The sequence below is a fragment of the Anabaena sp. CS-542/02 genome, assembly GCF_028331085.1.
GTDB lineage: Bacteria > Cyanobacteriota > Cyanobacteriia > Cyanobacteriales > Nostocaceae > Anabaenopsis > Anabaenopsis arnoldii.
Map to the genome: position 1 here is coordinate 1 of NZ_JAQMTM010000111.1, position 21,651 is coordinate 21,651.

Annotated in this window: 19 protein-coding genes and 2 tRNA genes; 7 read left to right on the plus strand and 14 right to left on the minus strand. The window is 43.0% G+C overall.

Translation table 11 applies throughout. The annotated features are described in order from the left end of the window. Nucleotides 1-123: 123 nt before the first annotated feature. Complete coding sequence (locus tag PN447_RS12430) at nt 124-558, minus strand: TEK-like protein (protein ID WP_271763357.1); 435 nt, start codon at nt 556-558, stop codon at nt 124-126. Between the two features lie 195 nt (nt 559-753). Next, nucleotides 754-1,179 (minus strand): TEK-like protein, encoded by a 426-nt coding sequence (locus tag PN447_RS12435; protein ID WP_271763358.1) that lies wholly within the window; start codon nt 1,177-1,179, stop codon nt 754-756. Nucleotides 1,180-2,049: 870 nt separating this feature from the next. On the opposite strand from PN447_RS12435, the gene PN447_RS12440 reads away from it, so the two are divergent. Further along, on the plus strand, nt 2,050-5,202 hold the full coding sequence (locus PN447_RS12440) for a hypothetical protein (RefSeq protein WP_271763359.1): 3,153 nt from the start codon (nt 2,050-2,052) through the stop codon (nt 5,200-5,202). 142 nt (nt 5,203-5,344) lie between these two features. Here PN447_RS12440 and PN447_RS12445 read toward each other — a convergent pair whose 3' ends face one another. The 3 genes from PN447_RS12445 to hemE all read right to left on the minus strand — a co-directional run bounded on the left by PN447_RS12445 (nt 5,345) and on the right by hemE (nt 8,012). After that, a complete protein-coding gene (locus tag PN447_RS12445) occupies nt 5,345-5,842 on the minus strand; it encodes a hypothetical protein (protein ID WP_271763360.1) in 498 nt (165 codons plus the stop codon). Continuing rightward, nucleotides 5,839-6,798 (minus strand): NAD-dependent epimerase/dehydratase family protein, encoded by a 960-nt coding sequence (locus PN447_RS12450; RefSeq protein WP_271763361.1) that lies wholly within the window; start codon nt 6,796-6,798, stop codon nt 5,839-5,841. The genes PN447_RS12445 and PN447_RS12450 overlap by 4 nt, the downstream gene beginning before the upstream one ends. A 158-nt stretch (nt 6,799-6,956) precedes the next feature. Further along, the gene (gene hemE, locus PN447_RS12455) at nt 6,957-8,012 is read right to left on the minus strand and encodes a uroporphyrinogen decarboxylase (protein WP_271763362.1); all 1,056 of its coding nucleotides are present in this window, start codon (nt 8,010-8,012) and stop codon (nt 6,957-6,959) included. Nucleotides 8,013-8,136: 124 nt separating this feature from the next. Between hemE and PN447_RS12460 the strand changes: the two genes are divergently transcribed. Further along, the gene (locus tag PN447_RS12460; protein WP_271763363.1) at nt 8,137-8,820 is read left to right on the plus strand and encodes a hypothetical protein; all 684 of its coding nucleotides are present in this window, start codon (nt 8,137-8,139) and stop codon (nt 8,818-8,820) included. Nucleotides 8,821-8,847: 27 nt separating this feature from the next. Then, nucleotides 8,848-10,914, plus strand: coding sequence for a S9 family peptidase (locus tag PN447_RS12465; RefSeq protein ID WP_271763364.1), 2,067 nt, complete (start codon nt 8,848-8,850; stop codon nt 10,912-10,914). Between the two features lie 2 nt (nt 10,915-10,916). On the opposite strand, the gene rsmG is transcribed toward PN447_RS12465, so the two are convergent. Together rsmG and PN447_RS12475 are read right to left on the minus strand one after the other, a co-directional pair. After that, nucleotides 10,917-11,654, minus strand: coding sequence for a 16S rRNA (guanine(527)-N(7))-methyltransferase RsmG (gene rsmG, locus PN447_RS12470; protein ID WP_271763365.1), 738 nt, complete (start codon nt 11,652-11,654; stop codon nt 10,917-10,919). Between the two features lie 19 nt (nt 11,655-11,673). Next, entirely contained in the window at nt 11,674-12,348 is a 675-nt protein-coding gene (locus tag PN447_RS12475) for an ABC transporter ATP-binding protein (protein ID WP_271763366.1), read from the minus strand. Nucleotides 12,349-12,604: 256 nt separating this feature from the next. Between PN447_RS12475 and PN447_RS12480 the strand changes: the two genes are divergently transcribed. After that, nucleotides 12,605-13,519, plus strand: a complete 915-nt coding sequence (locus PN447_RS12480; protein ID WP_271763367.1) for a Sll0314/Alr1548 family TPR repeat-containing protein — start codon at nt 12,605-12,607, stop codon at nt 13,517-13,519. A gap of 83 nt (nt 13,520-13,602) precedes the next feature. After that, the gene (locus tag PN447_RS12485; protein ID WP_271763368.1) at nt 13,603-14,055 is read left to right on the plus strand and encodes a DUF3531 family protein; all 453 of its coding nucleotides are present in this window, start codon (nt 13,603-13,605) and stop codon (nt 14,053-14,055) included. Between the two features lie 164 nt (nt 14,056-14,219). Here the strand turns inward: PN447_RS12485 and PN447_RS12490 are convergent, their stop codons facing one another. The 7 genes from PN447_RS12490 to grpE form a co-directional block, all read right to left on the minus strand. Continuing rightward, nucleotides 14,220-14,552 (minus strand): hypothetical protein, encoded by a 333-nt coding sequence (locus tag PN447_RS12490; protein ID WP_271763369.1) that lies wholly within the window; start codon nt 14,550-14,552, stop codon nt 14,220-14,222. Continuing rightward, entirely contained in the window at nt 14,552-14,938 is a 387-nt protein-coding gene (locus tag PN447_RS12495) for a hypothetical protein (RefSeq protein WP_271763370.1), read from the minus strand. The genes PN447_RS12490 and PN447_RS12495 overlap by 1 nt, the downstream gene beginning before the upstream one ends. A 225-nt stretch (nt 14,939-15,163) precedes the next feature. Then, nucleotides 15,164-16,753: a glycoside hydrolase family 57 protein gene (locus PN447_RS12500; RefSeq protein ID WP_271763371.1), complete on the minus strand. Its 1,590-nt coding sequence runs from the start codon at nt 16,751-16,753 to the stop codon at nt 15,164-15,166. A gap of 157 nt (nt 16,754-16,910) precedes the next feature. Further along, nucleotides 16,911-17,993: a small ribosomal subunit biogenesis GTPase RsgA gene (gene rsgA, locus PN447_RS12505; protein ID WP_271763372.1), complete on the minus strand. Its 1,083-nt coding sequence runs from the start codon at nt 17,991-17,993 to the stop codon at nt 16,911-16,913. Next, the gene (locus tag PN447_RS12510) at nt 17,990-18,247 is read right to left on the minus strand and encodes a sulfurtransferase TusA family protein (RefSeq protein WP_271763373.1); all 258 of its coding nucleotides are present in this window, start codon (nt 18,245-18,247) and stop codon (nt 17,990-17,992) included. The genes rsgA and PN447_RS12510 overlap by 4 nt, the downstream gene beginning before the upstream one ends. Continuing rightward, a complete protein-coding gene (gene dnaJ, locus PN447_RS12515) occupies nt 18,247-19,374 on the minus strand; it encodes a molecular chaperone DnaJ (protein ID WP_271763375.1) in 1,128 nt (375 codons plus the stop codon). Before dnaJ ends, PN447_RS12510 begins: the two co-directional genes overlap by 1 nt. Before the next feature lie 698 nt (nt 19,375-20,072). Beyond that, nucleotides 20,073-20,816 carry a nucleotide exchange factor GrpE gene (gene grpE, locus PN447_RS12520; RefSeq protein WP_271763376.1) on the minus strand — a complete coding sequence of 248 codons (744 nt, stop codon included), beginning with the start codon at nt 20,814-20,816 and terminating at the stop codon, nt 20,073-20,075. A 296-nt stretch (nt 20,817-21,112) separates the two neighbouring features. Between grpE and PN447_RS12525 the strand changes: the two genes are divergently transcribed. Together PN447_RS12525 and PN447_RS12530 are read left to right on the plus strand one after the other, a co-directional pair. After that, nucleotides 21,113-21,198 (plus strand) — tRNA-Tyr (locus PN447_RS12525). An 83-nt stretch (nt 21,199-21,281) separates the two neighbouring features. After that, nucleotides 21,282-21,353: transfer RNA gene (locus PN447_RS12530), tRNA-Thr, on the plus strand. Nucleotides 21,354-21,651: the final 298 nt, after the last annotated feature.

A 21,651-nucleotide genomic window follows, 5' to 3' on the forward strand; every position in this document is an offset into this window, starting at 1 on the left:
CGCTCAGCGACCACCGTCAACGGTTCGACTCCGCTCAGCGACCACCGTCAACGGTTCGACTCCGCTCAGCGACCACCGTCAACGGTTCGACTCCGCTCAGCGACCACCGTCAACCATCACCCCTTAATCCAAACCAGCAAAACCATTACCTTGCCAAGCCCTAATAATATTAATCACATCACCATAACGGTTACTATTCACACCAACATCAATAGCACGCGCCACAGCAGCCTCCAAACTATTAGACAAAACTACTGAATCAGCCGTAATATTTGCCCCCAAAATTACCACCTGACCAGAACCTTCACCCACAGAGCCATAATTAATACCCACTCTCACCACACCACTAGGACCCACAACCCCTTGGGGAAACACCGTTTCCACCGCCAAAGTATTATTAAGTCCATTCGGTGAAATACTACTTACCGACACAGAAACCCGCGACTCACCCAGAGCCGGTTTCCCCCAAATAAATGCCCCCGTAAATGACCCTGCAACCGTTAACAAAAATGCCACCACCGACACCCGCGATATGTGCATACAGTTGGCTTTCATCATTGGGACACTCTACTTATTGACCATCCCACTATTCGCCAACCCTCAGCTTCACATCCGGAGAAAACCAGATCGCATATTTAATCTCATCAGCAGTAGAATCATATTACGTCCCCCTATGGCACATAGGGGGAAAGAATGCAGTTAGTTGACGATTCCTTCAACCGCCAAAGAGGAGGAGTCGCCGACTTTCCTTAACTAGTCCAAACCAGCAGCTTCCACAATCCCAATAATATCGCCGAAACGAGATTGAGTTAGAGCCGCATCAATAGCCCGCGCCGTAGCTGCAGCCACTGATTGTACGCCTGCTGTTGGGGTATCACCGACATTCAGGGTCGCAGATTGTAACATGACATTACCACTACCTACACCAACAGGCTGAGTATAGGCAAGACTCAAAGTCACTTCACCATTTACAATTGCATCTGCTTCTGGCATAATAACCTCTCCAGCGAAGGTGACAGTGTTACCATTACTTAAAATATTGGTCACCGCCACACTAGCACTGTTAGCAGTTTGAGCCTGTGCTGGTTGCGCAGCAATAAAAGAACCTGCAACCGCGCCCCCTGCTAACAGAGAAGCAATAGCCGCAGCTTTCGAGAGTTTTTTAGAGTTTGTATCCATGATTGAAACACCTGATATAAATGTTGAGACCAAAGCTAGTAAATACTTACTAACTTAACTACACTGATTAAACACCCCACCAATTGATATTGCTTTCACAAACTTAAGGTAATTAGAGACGGTTGACGGTTGACGGTTGACGGTTGACGGTTCGACTTCGCTCACCGATCGCACAAAAAACAACAAAATCTAGTCCCCTCCTCTTACAAGGACAAGACTCGGTGGACAAGGTGGACAAGGTGACAAGGGAGAAAAACAGTACAAAGTCTGTATTTTTAGTAAGAAAAATAGCCCCTTAAAAGATCATTGTCCGTATAAAATCTTCCTTGTCCACTTCCCTTCCTTGTCTTCCTAGTCTTGCCTTCACAGATCATATTAAAAACCTACCCTTGCAAGGAGAGGGTGGGGTAAAAGAATATTCGATACAATAATCATGACTTGACAAACATCCTCTTAGGGAACACACCGAACACACCGGAACACACCGTAAAAAAGTATAATACTATAATATAAATTAATATTCCTTGATATTCCTTTCACAAACTTATGCAAATTGTTGTATAAATATCAATAGGACGATCATCACCCTCAACCGCCCCCACAATTGACCTGTGATGAGGATGTTGATACCAGATCAACTACCAAAAAACCCGCACAGTGCCCCTGGTCTCTAACTATGGGGGTGTAGTGCGCTGTCAGCTTTTAGACTCTTAATTCATTCCCCATCAACCGTCAACCCTCAACCGTCAACCTAGTCGGTTAAAAACCGACTTAAGCTTTTAGCCAGGGAATTCATTCCCTGGCCCCCTGTGGATAACCATCGATGATACCTCCCATCCCCACCTCTTACCTATTCGGTGTGTTCCCTTGATGCGTAAACAAGATGTTGGGATACTTATAACTTTGTGCCTATCCGCGATTTTACCAAACAAAGCGATCGCCCTTACACCACAACCAACCATACCTGGTAGTAATGATGATGATCTACAACCAGCAGAACCCACAGACCCCAACCTGGAGGAAACATATCTTACCATTCCTCCCAGAAGCAGTAATATTAACTCCTTGATACCCCAGACCATATTAGTCAATCAAAACATCAACTTAAATCCAACTCCCCATTTCCCAGATGCCAATCATACCCCATCGGCAATTTTTCCTGTATCTTACCGTCTCATAGTTAATTTAAACTTCCCCAACCCCCCAGCTAACAATCCAAACCAAACCACAACCACACCCAAAACTAACCCACAACTATTACTAGTACAGAATAGAGAACAAAGACAAACTCAACTCCCCCCAGAACAGGATGACCCCAGATTACCCGTACCCATAGTTCCTGAAGAATTACCCCCTCTACCTATCCCAGAAACACCACCACCGGAACCCGCACCCACACCACCCACACCACCCACACCAGAAGAAAACAGACAACTAACCACAGCGTTAGTGCGTAACCTTTTAGAAAGTAGCGCCTCCAGATACCCATACCTAGTCAATACCAGCGATAAACTCGCCATCAACCCCCGCAACTTTCAACCTGCAAAATTTAGCTTCTATTCCAACATCAACTTCAACCTAGGTAAAATTCCCAAAGGCGATACCCAGCGACATTCCTTCATCCAATCCGCCAACATTTCCTTATATCCCCAAGAAAAACAACTTTACTGGGTCTTAGACAACAACCGAGTAGTCATAGAAACCCAAGGTAATCATTTCCATGTCAGTTACCAAGGTTCAACTACTCACCAAACCACCACACAAACCATCAAAGTTTCCACAACCTTTACAGGGACACAACTAGCTGTAGGTATTCCCATCGACTTTAAAAAGTTAGTAGGAGTCGATAAACCAGAAGACCTCAACTTTACCGCTGGGGTTGCACAAATCACCCTACCCCCAGGAACCAACCCCCTTAATACCCCACAGTTCAACCTCAATATCATCAGACCTAATGGTACTGTTACCCAAGAAAGATTCTTACTAGATGCAGTTAAAGCAGCTACCACCTATGAACCTTTAGGAGGGGGTTCTTTCTTTGAAAACTTAAAATTTGATAATGCTCCTCAATTCTTACAAGGATTCCCCACCATCAATTTCAGTCCCCTATTAAATAACGGTGTCACCTTAGAACCTGGTAGTATTATCCCACGGGAAAACCTCATCGCTGCGGGTATCACCCCCGGAGATATTTTCACCGGACAAAGCTTTTCATTTCAACCCCAACTTAGCTCTAAACCAGGAGTCAAAAATTTACGCCTAGGACAAACAGACAATGATAGTTTAGTCGCCCTTTTGAGCAATCCCTTTTTAACACAACAAGAAAAAGATGTATATTATCTCAACTCCCTCATGTGGAATAACTTAGGTCAAAGCAGACCGCAAGTTACCACCTCCACCCAATCCCATGGGAGTAAATATTGGTCAAGATATACACTCACCTCCTCCCATAACCGCACATCAATTGACTATGACCCAGAAAAAATTCAATTAAATTACACTAATGTTTTTAGTAATCCCGGTTTATCTGTAACTAGCGACCAATGGAACAATACAGACCTAAATCAAAGTCTCAATTCTACCATAGGCTTAGTATCCGGGAGCCTATTTAGCCTCATTAATCCCCATAATTTAAACCAAAGTCTGGAGGAAGCAAAAAACAGATATCACAACCTCCAACCCCTAGGGAGTCTGAATACCAAAGCCACCTCGGGAGAAAGAAGACAAATGAATCAACGCCTAAATAGTACCCTAAGTTATGCTGATAGTAATACCAACCTCTCCCAAGTCTCAGGAAGTTACACCTTCACAGGAAACGTCACCCCCAACAGTTCCTTATTATCCCAACTCAGAACCGGACTCTATAAAAGAACAGTTCAATTTATTGGTCAAATAGTCAATGATTGGAGTCCCCAGAAATTTTTCATCGAGTCTGTGACTCCTTCCACCCTCAACCCCATAGCCTTCATAGGTATTAATATTAGCCCTCGTAACGTTGGTAATACTAATAATAATAATAGTAATACTGATAATAATAGAACCATCGGTGTCAGCTTTATTCAAGCAGAAAACAGTAACGGAGAAAACTTATTTAATCAATCCGTAGTCTTCGATTCTAGTGAAATCCTCACTGCTGTTCCTATCCCTGGTGGAGGTAAAGCCTTTGCTAGAGGGTCTGGACGCATGGTATTGAGTACTGCTCAAGACAGAACCATTGAAACATACTCCTACATAGGAGATGTTTACCTCCCCACCATGGAACTGCTCATGGCTGGGAGTGTAGATAAGATTAATTATGCCCTAGCAGCGGGAATGTGGTTTAATCCCTCCCCAGATTCTGCACCCATGGACAGTGGTAATTTAATTAATTCCAATGGTATCAAAGAAACCTCTATGGGGGGTACATTCAAATTTTCCGCCAAGACAGATTTTACAAGTGTAGCTTATGACCAAAACAACCAATGGCGGCGAATTATGAGCAGTTCACCTTTTATTAATTTTAACTATAATACTAATGCCAATATTTTAAATCTGTCAACCATTTCCGTAGGGAATGTATTTCAATACAACCGACGGGATTTTAACCTCGTATTCTATCCAGTCTTAAGTTATTCCCCTCCCATCCTCAACCCCGGTGTCAACAACGATAACTTAGGTACTCCAGTCGGTTTTGCATCCCTGAACTTCTCCCATCAAAGTAGTTTAAATATCAATGCTTCTGTATCCGTCACCCAGGAAACAATCTACAGAATGGAAGCTACATATAATGTATTCAGCAACCCCCAGAGTGGGACTTTAACTATGGGTGCTTCCTATGTCAACTCCCCCAATAACCGATATGGAAACATAGCTAGGAATATTCGCTCTGTCACATTACCTGACTCCGACATTCAGTTTAGAAGTAGTTACCTAGGAATGATAGTGCGTTATCAAAGTCCTGACTCTAAAATAGCGATCGACTCTCGCATCCAAAACAGTGAAAGTGGTTGGCGAGGACAACTCAACTTGCAAGTTAAATTATAAAGTGTTGACGGTTGACGGTTGACTGTGGTCGGTGAGCGGAGTCGAACCGTTGACTGTGGTCGGTGAGCGGAGTCGATAGCGATAGCGTGGCGTCAGCCATACCGTTGACTGTTGATAGGAACAGGCTTTAATCTAAAGTATTTTAATCTAAAGTAAAAGTAAATGTTCCCTCTCCTGTTGGTAACGGAGGTTGCGGATCAACTAAATTACCATTAAATCTCACCCCTGATTCTAACCCCGTAGTCCTGGGTACATTCACCGACGGTTGGGTAATGGAGATATTTGGTCTTGTCACCCTGGGTAAACTAATGGTGGGATTAGTACTTACAGAGGGTCTACCCACAACTGGACGGTTTACCGAACTACTGGGTACTGTGACCCTGGGTATATTAATTGTGGGTGTAGTAGTCACATCAATGTTGGATATTCCCACAACATCCGTTGTAGTACGTTCATTGGGGATAGTCACAGAGGGGGGAGTAACGAGGCGGTTATTAATTGACGGTGGGGTAATATTGGGAACTCTGGGAACCGTCACATTAGGACGGGTAATTCTAGCTGGAAGTGTTGGAACTGTTTGACCCTGAACCCCTGGAGAGATTAACACCCACACCACCACAGTTAAAACTAACCTTTTCATACTTTCCCCTCCTTAACACCGCTAATTCTTAAAACATCCCTCATGGTTGCACAGTAGTTTGGCAACCCCCAAATACCAGGATTAATCACATGATCATAATTAAAGTGACGATAGTTCATACAGAATCTATCCCAAGCCGCCATTTGAATACGAAATACTGCAATAATTAAGTTAGCTAAAGCCAATGATAGGGGAATGCGAAAATAAATCTTTTTCTGGAGATAGGCGCAGACATCCGCCACTGCTTGGTTAGCCGTTAAAGCCGGTTGTCCTAAAACAAATTGACGGGGTTGATTTCCTTGAGGTGGTGAATCTATTAAATATTCTACCACAGTGGCAATATCTTGTCCATGGATAAAATGAAAACTGCCATCTACCTGCAAAAAGCGAATTAAGTTAATATATTTAGTTACTTCTGCAATCCCCGCTGTCAGATGGGAATAGGGCTTAGTCTCATCCCCACCCAAAACCAAAGTAGGGAAAACCTTAGTAATTTTCCCGGCCATTTCTAGCTGGGACATCTTTTGCAGACAATCATATTTAGAACGAATATAGTCAGTACCAATTTCCCCTGCTTCCGGGAGGGGTTGGTTATGACGGTCTAACACACTAGCTGTGGAGAAATAAATCACCTGTTGACAGCGTACAGGGTCGAGCATTTTGATTAACTCCAGGGTCTTAGAGACATTCACATCAAAGGTCTGGTCACCTCCCCAAGCGGTAGCGGTCAGGACTGCGGTATCAATTGTCGGTAACAAATCAGCCAACAGGTGAATTTTGGCCATATCACCCTGAATGACATTGATACCCGATCGCACTTGAGTATCAACTTGTAATTTTGCCGGGTTCCTCACGAGTAAATATAACTCGTGACTGGTATTTTCAATTAAAGCTTCAGTAATATAATGACCTATACAACCACTGGCACCAGTGACTAAAATCCGTTTTTTTTGCATGGTATTTTCTGATAAATTAATACTTAAATTAATACTTAAATTAATACTTCAACTATATCATGGGGCAGGCAAGATGCCCACTAAATAAGATTTGATGGGGGTATAATATAATAAGGGCGGGCAAGATGCCCACCCCACAGCCAATTCAGGAAATACAACTAAACCCCTACAGCTTTGAGTTGCTTTGCTGTTTCAAAGAAGAAAGCCACATTTTCCTCTGGTGTTTCTGGTAACACACCATGACCGAGATTGAGGATATGGCCCCAATTACCAGCCTTACGCACTGTATCAATAATGCGATCGCGGATGAAATCCTGAGAACCAAATAAAACACCGGGGTCAAGATTTCCCTGAACCTTGACCTGTTTACCCAATCTCGCCCGAGCTTCCGCCATATCCACAGCCCAATCTACGGTGACAATATCAGCACCTGATTTTGGCATTCTTTCCAACACCCCCGCACTACCGCTAACTAACAAAATTAACGGTGTATCAGGATGAGTTTGTTTAACTTGCTCAAACACCCGTTGCTGATAAGGCAGAGCAAAGGTATCATAATCTTGGGGACTGAGTTGACCAGCCCAAGAGTCAAACATCTGCACCACTTGAGCGCCGCAATCAATTTGATAGCGGGTATAAACAGCGATCGCATCAGCCAACTTAGCCAACAGTTGATGTAACATAGTTGGGTCTGAGAAGGCCATATTTTTAATCACAGAGTAAGTTTTAGAACCCTTACCCTCCACCGCATAAGCTGCTAAAGTCCAGGGTGCGCCCACAAACCCTAAAACTGTGGACTGATTACCCACTTCCTGACGTAAAGCCTGCAAGATAGTCTTAATAAAGGGTAGACATACTTCTGGTTCTAGGGGACGCAGCTGCTCAATTTGTGCTTGGCTCCGTAGGGGGGAATGAATAATCGGGCCTTTACCCTCTGCAATATCCATTTCAATCCCCAAACCAGGTAAAGGGGTAACAATATCCGAAAATAAAATCACCCCATCTGGGCGGAATGCTTTCCAAGGTTGTAGGGAAACTTCGATCGCCACTTCGGGAATTTCCGAGCGATCGCGGAAGGAAGGATATTTTTCCCTTAAATCTCGATATGCTTTCATGTATCGTCCTGCTTGTCGCATCATCCACACAGGAGGACGATCTACTACTTCACCACGTGCAGCTCGGAGGAGATGAGGAGACGTTAACGAAACACCCATTTAATGCTTATTCCTAAGTGATTCTTTTTATGCCACTGTTTAGCTTATCATTCACTAGATAACCTTGTTACAGAGGGTGACCTCTCAGCATAACAGTTAATGCTGTACTTTCATCATTCAATCCATGTTGCATCTACCCCCCCACTCGAAAAATTTCTTAATACCCCCACTGGAAAGACGCAAGTTTTTTCTTCAGTTTACCTTGATCACTATCTGCGGATGGTTTGTAGCTACCATAGCCAGCATAGCTTTAGAAAGGCTCATCCTGGGCAACTTCGCCCCTGCCGATTCTTTCCCTTGGGTTCAAATACTCAGCACCATCATATTTGCAGTAATTTTCGCCGCCGATCAAGCCCTTGTCCTAGGTGGCTATATTTCCGGTAGGCTATGGACAGTAGCTACCAGTGCAGGTTGGTTGATTGCTCACACCGCTACCATGAACTGGGTAAAATATATTTTTCCTCAGTTTGCCATCACAGGACTTTTGTCAACAATTCTCTATATTTGCAGCGGAATCTGGCTAGGACTGTGCCAATGGTTAGTGTTGCGGCGCTACGCCAAACCAGCCTGGTTATGGATTTTCCTGCCTTCTGTCTGCTTTTTAGCTATCAGTCTTTTTACTGGGGTTCTTTCCCTGGTACGAAATTTGATGCCCCAAATACATCATACTCCTATATTGTATTGGAGTGAACAATCATTTAAAGCTATCATTCTCGGAGTAATACCAGCACTTGGCTTATGTAGTTTAAAGAGAAACTCTCATCGCCCAACCAAAATTTCTAGCTCATCTTACCTGAGTAATAGCTAGTGAGTACTTGACCATAGGTTAAACATTATGAATAAAGACCAAGTTTTAAACAAAATAGTCACACCACCCATTGCTGAGGAACACCCCCAGGTTTTAGAATTGCATGGCGATCGCCGTCTAGATAAATACTTTTGGATGCGTGACCTAGACCACCCACAACTCCTCCCCTATCTAGAAGCAGAAAACGCCTATACAGCAGCAATGATGCAGCACACAGAGACGCTGCAAACCCAGCTTTACAATGAAATGCTCTCCCGCATTAAAGAAACAGATTTATCAGTTCCATCCCTAAAAGATGAATATTATTATTATTCTCGCACAGAAGCCGGTAAATCCTATCCCATTCATTGCCGTAAAAAAGGCAGTTTAGACGCACCAGAGGAAATCCTCTTAGATGAAAACGAATTAGCTCAAGGTCAAGACTTCTTTGATTTAGGTGTATTTGCCATCAGCCCCAATCATCAAATATTAGCTTATTCCTTTGATACTACAGGCTCAGAGGAATATCTGTTGTGTTTCCTTGACCTCAACACACATCAGTTATATCCAGAGACCATTCCCAAAACTTATTTTTCCTTGGTCTGGAGTAACGACAATCAAACAGCATTTTACACTAAAATTGATGATGCTAATCGTCCCTACCAACTCCTCACACATAAATTAGGAAATTGTCCGCAAAAAGATGTATTAATATATGAAGAAAAAGATGATACCTATCATTTACACGTTGAGAAAACCCGCAGCCAATCATATATATTCATGGTGATGCAAAGTAGCATCACCACAGAAGTTCACTATTTAGATGCTAATAATCCTTATGGTAATTTTCAGATCATTCGCCCCCGAACTACAGGAGTGGAATATGATGTAGACCATCATAATAATAACTTTTATATTGTCACCAACGACGCAGCCACTAATTTTAAATTAGTCAAAACACCTGTAGCTAACCCATCCCTAGAAAATTGGGAAACCATCATTCCCCACAGAGAAGATGTGCTATTATTAGGGGTCAGTCCGTTTGCCAATCACCTGGTAATTTATGAAAGAAAAGGCGGATTGCAAACTGCAAGGGTACAAAACCTATCTACAGGAGAGGAAAATAATATAATTTTCCCGGAACCAACCTATGAATTTTTTGAAGGTAGTAACCCAGAATTTAACACTCAAGTACTGCGGTTTAATTATACTTCCTTAATTACTCCCCAATCTGTTTTTGATTACAACATGGAAACAAACCAGCGGGAATTAAAAAAACAGACGGAAGTTTTGGGAGGATATGACCCCAGTCAATATGAAAGTCAATGGCTCATGGCCAACGCCACCGACGGGACAAAAGTCCCCATCTCCATTGTTTACAAACGGGGAACTAATAAAGATGGTAAAAACCCTTTGTTACTCACAGGATATGGTGCTTATGGTTCCTCCTACCCAGCATCGTTTTCATCCACCAGACTAACACTCTTAGACCGGGGGGTAGTATTTGCCATTGCTCATATTCGTGGTGGTGAAGAAATGGGGCGCAAGTGGTATGAACAAGGCAAATTTTTACAAAAAAAGAACACCTTTACAGACTTTATCGCCTCTGCCGAGTATTTAATTAGTCAAGGTTGGACAAGCAGCGATCGCCTAGCAATTACCGGGGGTAGTGCGGGGGGTTTATTAATGGGTGCAGTAATGAATATGCGTCCTGATTTGTTTAAAGTAGTTGTAGCTAACGTTCCCTTTGTGGATGTAGTCACCACAATTTTAGATACTTCCCTACCCCTATCAGCAATGGAATGGGAAGAATGGGGAAATCCCAACGACAAAGTTTATTATGACTACATGAAATCCTACTCACCCTATGATAACGTCACCCCCCAAGATTACCCAGATACATTGATTACCGCCGGTTTAAATGATTCCCGGGTCAAATATTGGGAACCCGCCAAATGGACAGCCAAACTCCGGGAACTGAAAACAGATGATCATCTGCTGTTACTCAAAACCAACATGGAGGCCGGACATGGCGGCCCTTCTGGACGTTATGAAAGCTTGCGAGAGCTAGCTTTTGAAGACGCTTTTATTTTGGATAGATTGGGTTTAGCATAAACTCATAGCGGCTTTTGAGTGGGTATACCAACAGCGCGGGGAAAACTAGCTGCGGTAGTTGCAACTTTCCGCAAATATACGCAATGACGCATGCTGTTAGTTAAAGGTGTGGTAAATTGATCAACTAATTCAATTACCCCACCTAATTGGCTAACAGCATTTTGCAAAGCTGTAGTTTCCTCTACTGTCCAATTACCACGATAAATTACAGCCAAACCACCCTGTTTAAGTAATGGTAGAGTATACTCCGCACAAACCGCAGCATTACCAACCGCCCTAATTAAAGCTACATCGTAGGTTTTGCGGTGCTGGGGATGATGACCTATTTCCTCCGCCCTCCCAACCACAGTTTTGCTATTGCTAAGAGTTAATTTAGTCAATACCTCGTCAATAAAATTAACTTTCTTCCTGGTTGAATCTACCAGAGTAATTTGACAATTAGGCAGAGCAATTGCTATGGGAACACCAGGAAAACCCGCACCTGTACCAATATCAATTACAGAAGCATTTTCTAAAACAGATGGAATCAATCCCCCTTGTGGTGCGATTCCTCGTAAGGAGTCCCAAAGATGTTTTTCCCAAAATTCCTGGGGTTCGGTAATGCGGGTTAAGTTTAATTGCCGATTACCTTCTATAATTAATTCATACAATTGCTGAAATTTTTGTTGCTGCTCTTCCTGGGGTAGCCAATTCAGGGTATGCTGCCATATATGTGCCATTCCTGGCAATGAGTTAGTCATCAGTCAGTATTTAACTGTTTTATACAGGTGTTTGGGTTTCTTTAATTTTCGCTTTGAGTATCTCGGGTTCTACTGACTGTAGTTCACCGTGGTTCAGTGTCCAACAACGATCAGCGATCGCCAGCATATCACCAGCATCATGAGTTACAATCAACAGCATCCAATCTTCTTTGAGGTTCGCCAATAAATTAACTAATTGCTGACGCATTGACCAATCTAAACCCGCTGTAGGTTCATCCAACAATAATATATTGGGTTGACGAATCAATTGCACAGCCAAAGCCAAACGCCGCTGCTGTCCACCACTTAAAGCATGGGGTGGTGCACCAAGGGATAAATGCTCTAACCCCACGGCGCTTAATGCTTGTCTAACTCGCTCTGAACCTAATTCAGGATGTCCTAAACGCAATTCTTCTAAAATTGTACCACCGCAAAAGTGCCGCTCTGGGAACTGAAACACTAACCCAGCTAACTGTTGTAGCTGTTCGGGGATAAGTTCTTGTTCCCGCCAAAAAACTGACCCTGAAGTTGGTTCAGCTAGTCCAGATAAAATTTCTAGTAAAGTACTTTTACCCGAACCGCTCGGACCAATAATCATACCCAGCTGCTGGGGTGCTAACTCTAGATTAATCGATTTCAGAATCGCCACCGGGCTGGCTGTAGGATGATAACTGAGATTTCTAATATAGAGCATTTGTCAGGACTAATAAAAAGTTGGCGAATCACTCGTGATGATAATTTTCCATAGCTTAACCGCTCTTCTCCTTTTCTAAACTCTGACAGACTTCACCTGCAAAAAAGACAAGGGACAACGGGAACCAGCCATGACAACCACAGTCTACCTTTGTACAATATTGAGGTTGAACGCGATAGGAACTATAGTTGATTTTCTCGGGATTTTAAGTATTACTTGCCACGATTTTAACAATATTTATTTTTTCAGGGTGACCATGAATAAACGCCTTTCTCAACTCACCAAGCTAGCTCAGACAACCTTTACAGCAGTCATAGCACTTAATTTATGGGTTAATCCCTCTTTAGCCGGAGACCCATTCCGAACCAATGAACCTCGTAATATTGGAGACAATACAGAAGCCGCTTTTCAGGCAATTTTCCAAAAGGGTGATTATCTAGCCGCCCAAAGTTACCTGGAAAAAGCAATATCCAGCGAACCCAACGAACCTTTAGCTTACGCCATGAAGGCATCTTTAGCCTACGCCAATAAAGATTTAGCCAAACTCGAGACTTACAGCCAGAAAACCCTAGAAGCTGCAGAAAAACTGATTGCTACAGACAAATTACGTGGGAATATATACACGGCTGTGGGACACTTTTTTCAAGGAGCAACAATTATTACCCGTGAAGGTACCCTCAGAGGTGCACCACAAGCTTTAACTCGCCTGCGTCAAGTATATCAATATCTAGACAGGGCTGAGGCGATCGCCCCTCAAGATCCAGAACTGAATTTACTCAAAGGCTATATGGACTTGATGCTAGCTGTAAATTTACCCTTCGCCAATCCCGATGATGCAATTGCTAGATTAAAGGTCAATGCTGGACCTAAATACCTAGCGGATAGAGGTATAGCCGTTGCTTATCGGGATTTAAAACAGTATTCTCAGGCTTTAGAATATGTCAACAGTGCTTTAAAAACTACATCTGAACATCCAGAATTGTATTATCTCAAAGCTCAAATCCTCAGAGAACAAGGACAACAACTTAAAAGTCAGTCAATCATCCAAGAAGCCGTAGTTAACTTCGACAAAGCCTTGGCTAAAAGATCCCAACTTCCAGCGGATTTGGTCAAACAAATAGAGCGGGAACGTAATAATACCTTTAACACCCTGAATAGTTGGAATAATTAACTGAAAATGGAGAATAATCATATACAGGCGCGATTCGTCGCGTCTCCCCATTCCCTAAAAATTAACCTAAATATTCCCCCGCGATGCAAATTCAGTTCCGTGAAATTAACCCTTTTGATGTGTGGATTTGGTTAAAGTTCAGTACAATTCCATCTGAAGGTGAAAAGCAATACGTAGAAGAAGTTTTTAACTCTTGGTTCTATCTGGGAAAATTAGGCGCATTTAATGCCGAAAATCTCCAAGTTCAAGAAACAGGACTGGAAATCAGCTATATGAATTATGACTCCCAAGGGTATGATAAAAGCTTAATGGCACTCATGCATAATATGGGCGAGTTTGAGTATGAAGGACAATGGGCCCGTTGTTGGTTTGACATGGGAACCGCAGATGCGATCGCTCTTGACATTTTAATCAACGCTCTCAAACAGTTAAATGAGGAATATGTGACTATAGAAGATTTATATATTGGTGGCGAAAATGAGGATTGGCCTGTGGAGGAGAGTGATAACCCCAATCATTTCATGTATGATAATTAACTCTATCACCTGAACTTGTCCAGATTCCCGGAGATTCTCAAATCAGTAAACTAGGCAAAATTCCAGTATTCAGTTTGATTAGCTGCAGGATTTATCCGGGATGGCGGACGTATTTTTGTTTGTAACAGCGTAGCATGGCTTAAGCTATAGGGGTTTGACAATGTTTATTCGTACCTATCTTTCTTTGACTTAATCACTTTAATCACATCATCATGTTGTTGACCTTCGATGATGTCTTTTAAATGTATTTTTCCTTCAATATATTGAATATGGATGCGCCATCCTGATATTTTATCGATGTCTGCTCTATATATGGCTTGTTTAATACCTGTGACTTTATGGAGTCGGGTTTTAGGAAAGTTTCTGGTTCTATGACACTCATTGTCCTCCAATTCCGCCAAAGCTTCCAGAAAATCAAGTTTCAAATCTTGTGGTAAAATCTTAATTGCTTCATGGATGACACCATACTCATCTAAAAGGGGCTTAATTTTTACCATTAGCAAGTAGAAACCTCAATCTCTTGATTCTCTATAGTGAAATCTTGATAAAGAGTTTCCGCAACTGAATTATATGCTTTTGCTGCATCTTCAGCCTTAACTGCTCTAAATAAAGTTATTACAGTTCTCTCAAAAATAGGATCATCATCAATCGTGAGAATAATTCTCAGATTTTCATTAATCCTCAGAGAATATATAGAAGAATCATAATTTTCATTGAGTCTGATATTTCTTAACTGTGCGCTATGTTTGTAAAATAGATTTTTGTCTATTGAGAGCAACTCAACATAGCTATTCAATTTTTTAATAATCTTAAATTTTTCTGTATTACTAAATTGCTCTAAATCCTGCTCAAAATCCCTTGTAGATTCAATCAGCACATCCATAGCAATAGCTCCTGGGATTAAATCACCAAATTACTTCAAACTTAACCTAAAGATGGAAAAATTGCAGCGAATAGGGAATAGAGAACTTGGTGTCTACTCCACTAGTATAAAAAAGGCTTGATCACTGAGCATATAGAACCAAAAACCCTATGAAACACAAAAAACTCAAAACACTAATCCCCAACCTCTGGTGAGAAGCCAGGGAAATGGGTTTGAACAGCTATACTATAAAGGACGGTAAACCCGATAGTTGATGTCAGGGAAAATATTATCCATTAATTCCACCTTTTCCAACCAACCACTATCAACCTTACCAATTTTCACATCTTCATAGAGCTTATTAAAACGCATCAAGTGCGATCGCGTTCTGCGTACAGCATAAGGTACCATAGTTCCTGTCCGCATAATAAAAGCCCAGTCAGAAGACTGTGCTAGTAAAAGTTCCCGCGCAGCTTGGTTGAGAGCCTTTTCTTGCAATTGGTCTTCAGCTTCCAGGCGGGATATTTCAATCATTCGTTCCGCTGCTTTGTGTAAATGTGGATAAATCCAAGCATTTGTTTCATTTAACCAATACTCATGAAAACCCTTATAACCCCAACTCGACTGGGAAGGACGACAAACCTGCTGAGTGGGTTCTGCGCGTAAATAGTCAGCCAGATGAGTCATTTGATAAGTTTCTTGATCATACCATGACTTGCGGAACAGGTAATCAATAAACCAGGGACCCTCATACCACCAGTGGCCAAATAACTCTGCATCATAGGGTGAAACGATAATTGGCGGGCGACCCATGATACCGTGTAAATGCTCAGATTGTCTCTCACGATTATACATAAAGTTAGCAGCGTGTTCTGCCGCTTTTTCCCTTGCCCAATAAGGATCATAAAGTGCCTTGTCGGAAAGACCTAAACCCCGCCCGGTAATCTTATGATACTTAATGCCGGTATTTTTGCGTTGACCATTGGGCATAATATAGGGCTTAATGTACTCATATTCGGCTTCCCAGCCCAAATCCTTGTAAAATTCCCGATATTCTGCTGCACCCGGATAACCCACCTCAGATGACCATACCTGCTGAGAAGATTCATGGTCTCGACCAAAAGCCGCCACACCAGTTTCTGTAAAAATTGGCGCATAAGTACCAAAGCGGGGGCGGGGACGGGCGTATAAAATCCCATGTCCATCCGTGAGGAAATAGCGTAAACCAGCATCCGCCAGCATTCGCTCCACACCTTCATAGTAAGCGCATTCTGGTAACCAAATACCTCTGGGAGCTTGGCCAAAGGTTTGCTCATAGTGTTCACACGCTACTTGAATTTGCGCCCACACCGCTTGGGGGTACATTTTCATCAGTGGTAGATAGCCGTGGGTAGCACCACAAGTAATAATTTCTAAGTTATTAGTATCTTGGAATTGCTTAAATGCTGTTACCAGGTCACCCTTATACTTTTCCCATACCTGACGCGCTTCGTTAAACTCAGTGGCGTAGTGTTCAGCTAGGTAACAAAGATGGCCATTATTGATATTATGCTCCGCTTCTAGTTCTGTCAGTTCTTCTAATTTGGCTAAGTGCGCGTCATAACGTTCTTGCAGTAGGGGGTCACGGAGCATGGACACCAGAGGGGGTGTCATACTCATGGTAATTTTAAAGTCGATACCGTCTTTCTTTAAGCCCTCAAATACTTTTAATAAAGGAATGTATGTTTCGGTGATGGCTTCATAAAGCCATTCTTCTTCTAATACATAGTCACTTTCTGGGTGACGAACGAACGGTAGATGCGCGTGAAGTACGAGGGCGACGTAGCCGATAGCCATAGTTATTTAAGGGTATTACTGTAAGTTGAAGGAGGAGGGATGAGGGAAATTAACAATATTTTAGGACTTTATGGGATCGTGAGTTGACTTTTCTGTTTCCCTTTACCTTTCACAATATTTGCTCACAGCTAATGAGAAAAAACCGCCCTTTAGTCTGTTAGTCTTCCGCATCTTGATATAATTGTTCTAACGCTTGTAACTGTGTCTTCCGGGAAACGCGACGATATTTTTTACTCTCTAACTTTGGTTCATATTGCTGCTTACCTTTACCTTTGGTTTTAATTTTCAGTGTTGACTCAGGATCCGCTTGTTGTTGCAGCTGAGTTTGACGCGCGATCGCTTGTTCTAAAAATTCTAAGTAATGTTCGTACCTTTCCCAGTCCCCCTGCACCACACAATCAGGCTCGTCTCGATGCAAACAGTCACTAAATCGACAGCTAGATACTGCTAACCGCTCTCTAGCTTCTGGGAAGTAATATACTAGTTCTTCAGGACTACAATCCAAATCCGGTTGATTAAATCCGGGAGTGTCTGCGAGTAGACCACCCCCAGGCAATTCAAATAATTCTGTATGGCGCGTTGTATGGCGACCACGTGCTAGTTTACCAGAAACCTCTGCCACTCGCAGGTTAAGATTGGGTATGAGGGTATTAATCAGGCTGGATTTACCCACCCCAGAAGGCCCGGCAATGACAGTAATTTTATGATTCAGATAGTTAGTTAATTCGTCAATATTAATACCATTTTTGACGCTGATAAATAAGGGTTTATACCCCCATCCCTCCAGGCGATCGCTAATTTCCTGTTGTACCTGTGGCGAGACTAAATCGCTTTTATTTAGACATAACAGCACATCCACATCAGTAGATTCCGCCTTTACCAGAAACCGACTTAGTTGATAAGGCTCCAGAGGTGGATCTGTGAGCGCAAATGCTAGGAGGATTTGGTCAACATTGGCGATCGCTGGACGGTCTAATTGACTTTCACGGGGGAGAACATCTGAAACTGCGCCCCTACCACCAGACCAATCTGGCTGAGAAACAATGACGCGATCGCCCACCATCACCTGTTGTCCGATTTTTTTCAAGCGGGTTCTGCGGGTACAAAGCAGGATAGGGGGTGCTGGAACATCCAGAACCCCTGCTTCTACATCCAGCTGCACGCGATAAAAATTGGCTTGCACGGCTAGCACCGTACCGACTAACTGCCCATTAGTTGACATAGTTTTGACTGTTGTCATTGGCCAGTAGCGGGACTGCGTACCAACAAAGAAAAATAGCCCATGCAATCTGTAATTTGCTCAACCTGATAACCTGCCATGGTCAAGCTATCAGGAACCTGCTCAATAGGTTCTCCAGAATCTAGCCATACTTCGAGCAAACCTCCCGGCGGCATTTTTTCTAGAAATAATTTTGTCCGCACAAAATTAATCGGACAAGGAGTACCGCGCAGGTCGAGTTGAGCATCGGGACTTGAAAGGTGAGAAGATTTCATTACTTAAACAGATTCCCCAAGAAGCCTTGACCACCTTTACCAGTCCTGTCTCCCTTAATTTTAGCGAGCTTTTCGAGTAATTCCCTTTCTTCGGGGGTCACCTTGGTAGGAATATCAATTAAGATCGTCAGCAGGTGATCTCCGCGACTGACAGGATTTCCCAAACGAGGTACACCCCGGTTTTCCAGCTTCATGATTGTATTCGCCTGGGTACCGGCGGGGATCACCATTTCCACTGGGCCTTCTACTGTTTCTACTTCTAAACGGCAGCCTAAAATAGCTTGCAGGTAGCTAATTTTAATTTCTGAGAGAATATTAATGCCATCCCGCCGGAATAGTTCATCTTCATTCACAAATAAGTAGACATATAAATCCCCCGGAGGCCCGCCACGTTGACCAGCATCCCCTTCTTGGGAGATCCGTAAACGGGTACCATTGTCTACCCCTGCGGGAATGGTAATTTTTAGTTTTTTGGGTACTTGATTTGTCCCTTTACCATCACAAGCATCACATTTATCTTCAATCACTGTTCCCGTACCGTTACAGGTAGGACAAGTTGAGACTTGAGTAAAGCTACCAAAAGGTGTTCTAGTCACACGCCGGACTTGACCCGAACCACCACAGGTGGAACAGGTACGAGGGCGAGTACCTGGTTTGGCACCCGAACCATTACAGACACCACAGACCTCTAAATGGGAAATGCGAATTTCTTTTTCGCCACCAAATACAGCTTCGCGAAAGTCTAACTTCAGGTCTAACCTTAAGTCGTCACCCCGTACTGGTCCGCTGCGCCGCCGTTGCGGTTGACCACCCATACCGCCACCAGCGAAGCCACTGAAAATACTTTCAAAGATATCGGCAAAGCCGCCCATATCGCCCATGTCTTGGAAGCCTGCGCCTGCCCCACCGGAAATACCAGCTTCACCAAAACGGTTATATCGTTCTCGAATCTCCGGCTCAGAAAGCACTTCATAAGCGCGGTTAATTTCCTTAAACCGATCTTCCGCTCCCGGTTCTTTGTTCACATCTGGGTGATACTTCCGGGCTAAACGGCGGTAAGCTTGTTTGATGTCTTCTTTGTCGGCGTCACGGGAGACACCCAGAATTTCATAATAGTCGCGGGCCATATAGCAAAGGTAAAAGTTAGGAGGAAGAAAGCAACAAGGCAATCAACGCCACAGACACTTGCTATCCTAGGGTAAGTCATATCCTGGAGGAGCCGCTACTGGTAACAGCATGCCAGTCAGGAAAATCTTTACTCCGGTTGTTTGCCTCTGGGCAAAAACTCCCTCAGGTGACTTCTTTGGGTAACGTAGTGTTCTTTGAAGGGCGGTTTGCCGAAAACTAGGCAGAAATAAAAAGTTAATTTTTATTAATATTAATAATAATATAATATCGATATATTAATATTAATATAATATCGATTTTACCTTTTACCTTTCATAAAAAGATGCAGCAAATTAAAAGCAAACCACACAAATAGCCAAAGTTGGACAATAAACTGTCTCTTGTACAATTGTGCTACTTCCCAGGGTAAAGCTTTGCTGATCAACTATAGGAGCTAGCCGCACAATTAGGTACGGAAAACCCCCCACCGCTGTTTGCTGACATTCTACCTACTCTGGGGATCTCTAGTCGATGATAACTTCCCCACCTACCAAAAGCCTACACTCCCCCTAAGGGCGAGTGTAGGTAGTTGAGATTGGTCTTACCACTGCCCTAGGTAGGGCAATAAGTCTTTTAGATTCACTCCACCCACAAGGAAATGCAGCCGGGGGATGACTGGTCATACCCCAATTTAAAATGTGACACCAGTAACTACAGTTTAACTTTCAGCTGAACTTGACTGATCTTCTTGTACGGGTGATGTGTCTTCCTTGGGCGCAGCTACCTTAACCATTGAATGGCGCAGCACGCGATCGCCTAAGTAGTATCCACGTACTAATTCTTCTAAAACTGTTCCTTCGGGATGTTCATCCGTTGCTTCCCGCATCACCGCTTCATGGACATTGGGATCGAACTGTTCCCCTTCAGGACGCATTGGTGATACACCCAGGCGTTTGAGAGATTCTACTAATTGTTTATAAACTCCTTGATAACTTTTGTGAATTGTCATCTCACCATCAGTTTGTGGCTTGAGGTGCGCTCGCGCCCGCTCAAAATTATCAACTATGGGGAGCAATTCCAAAATAGTATTCCGCTTCACTTGCAAATCCAGCTCTTCTTTTTCTTTGCTGGTACGTTTGCGGTAATTTTCAAAATCTGCGGCAATCCTCATATATTGAGTACCGCGTTCTTCTAGTTGCACTTTGAGGGATTCAATTTGTTGAGTCAATTCCGCTAGAGCAGCGGTTTCTAATTCAGTTTTATCAGTGGCAGGAACACCATTTTCTGGTGAAATGGTTGTATCTTCCGATAGGTTATCTGGTGTTGTCACTTGGTCAGGAAACCACCCTGCGCCAGATACGTTAGGGTTGGTAGGGGCTGGTGAGTCGCTCTTCATTGATACCTCTATTGGTTCACCCAATTGCTGGCTTGTATTGTTTACCTGTTTATTTTCGTCCATGATTGTCTACTCGTCCCAAATTATTTTTATGGCATAGCGTCACCACAGCTGACAACTGAGGCTAATTTTTTGCCGATATTTTCCTGGAACTGATGTAACAGTCTTTTCATTGTGACAAATGGTGAACAAGTTAGCGTACACACCATGGGGGCGGTATACCGAACGAGTCGGTTTACAGGCTTTCAAAGTTGGGATTAGCTTGACGAATACCAGAATTTTCAGCAACGAGCCAAATATTTTTGTTTACCCCCTTGCATTTTCTCAAAGCCGGTGCTAATGTAAGTAATCGTGAGACAAATGGGTCGGTGTCCGAGTGGTTAATGGAGACGGACTGTAAATCCGTTGGCTAGCGCCTACGCTGGTTCAAATCCAGCCCGGCCCACCACTTCTCAAGTTGTGAGCTATAATTATTGAGTGACTGGTAATTTCACTATTTTATAGCTCTCAACCCAATAATCAATTTTTTTCGCCCGTGTGGCTCAGTGGTAGAGCACACCCTTGGTAAGGGTGAGGTCACGAGTTCAATCCTCGTCACGGGCTTTTATCTAAACAAAAATACCCCTCAGCAAAAGGCAGTATAAAGCCTTTTCCATGCTGAATTACACATACATTTGTTCCCCTGTTCCCTCTTCCCTATCCCATCTTCCCTCAAACTAAAAAACTTTGTACCTCCATGAATAAAGTTAGAAAATCTTAGAGGATGTTTGATAAGTCATGATTAGTGTATCAACTATTGTTTGACCCCACCCTCTCCTTGCAAGGGTAGGTTTTTAATATGATCTGTGAAGGCAAGACTAGGAAGACAAGGAAGGAAAGTGGACAAGGAAGATTTTATACG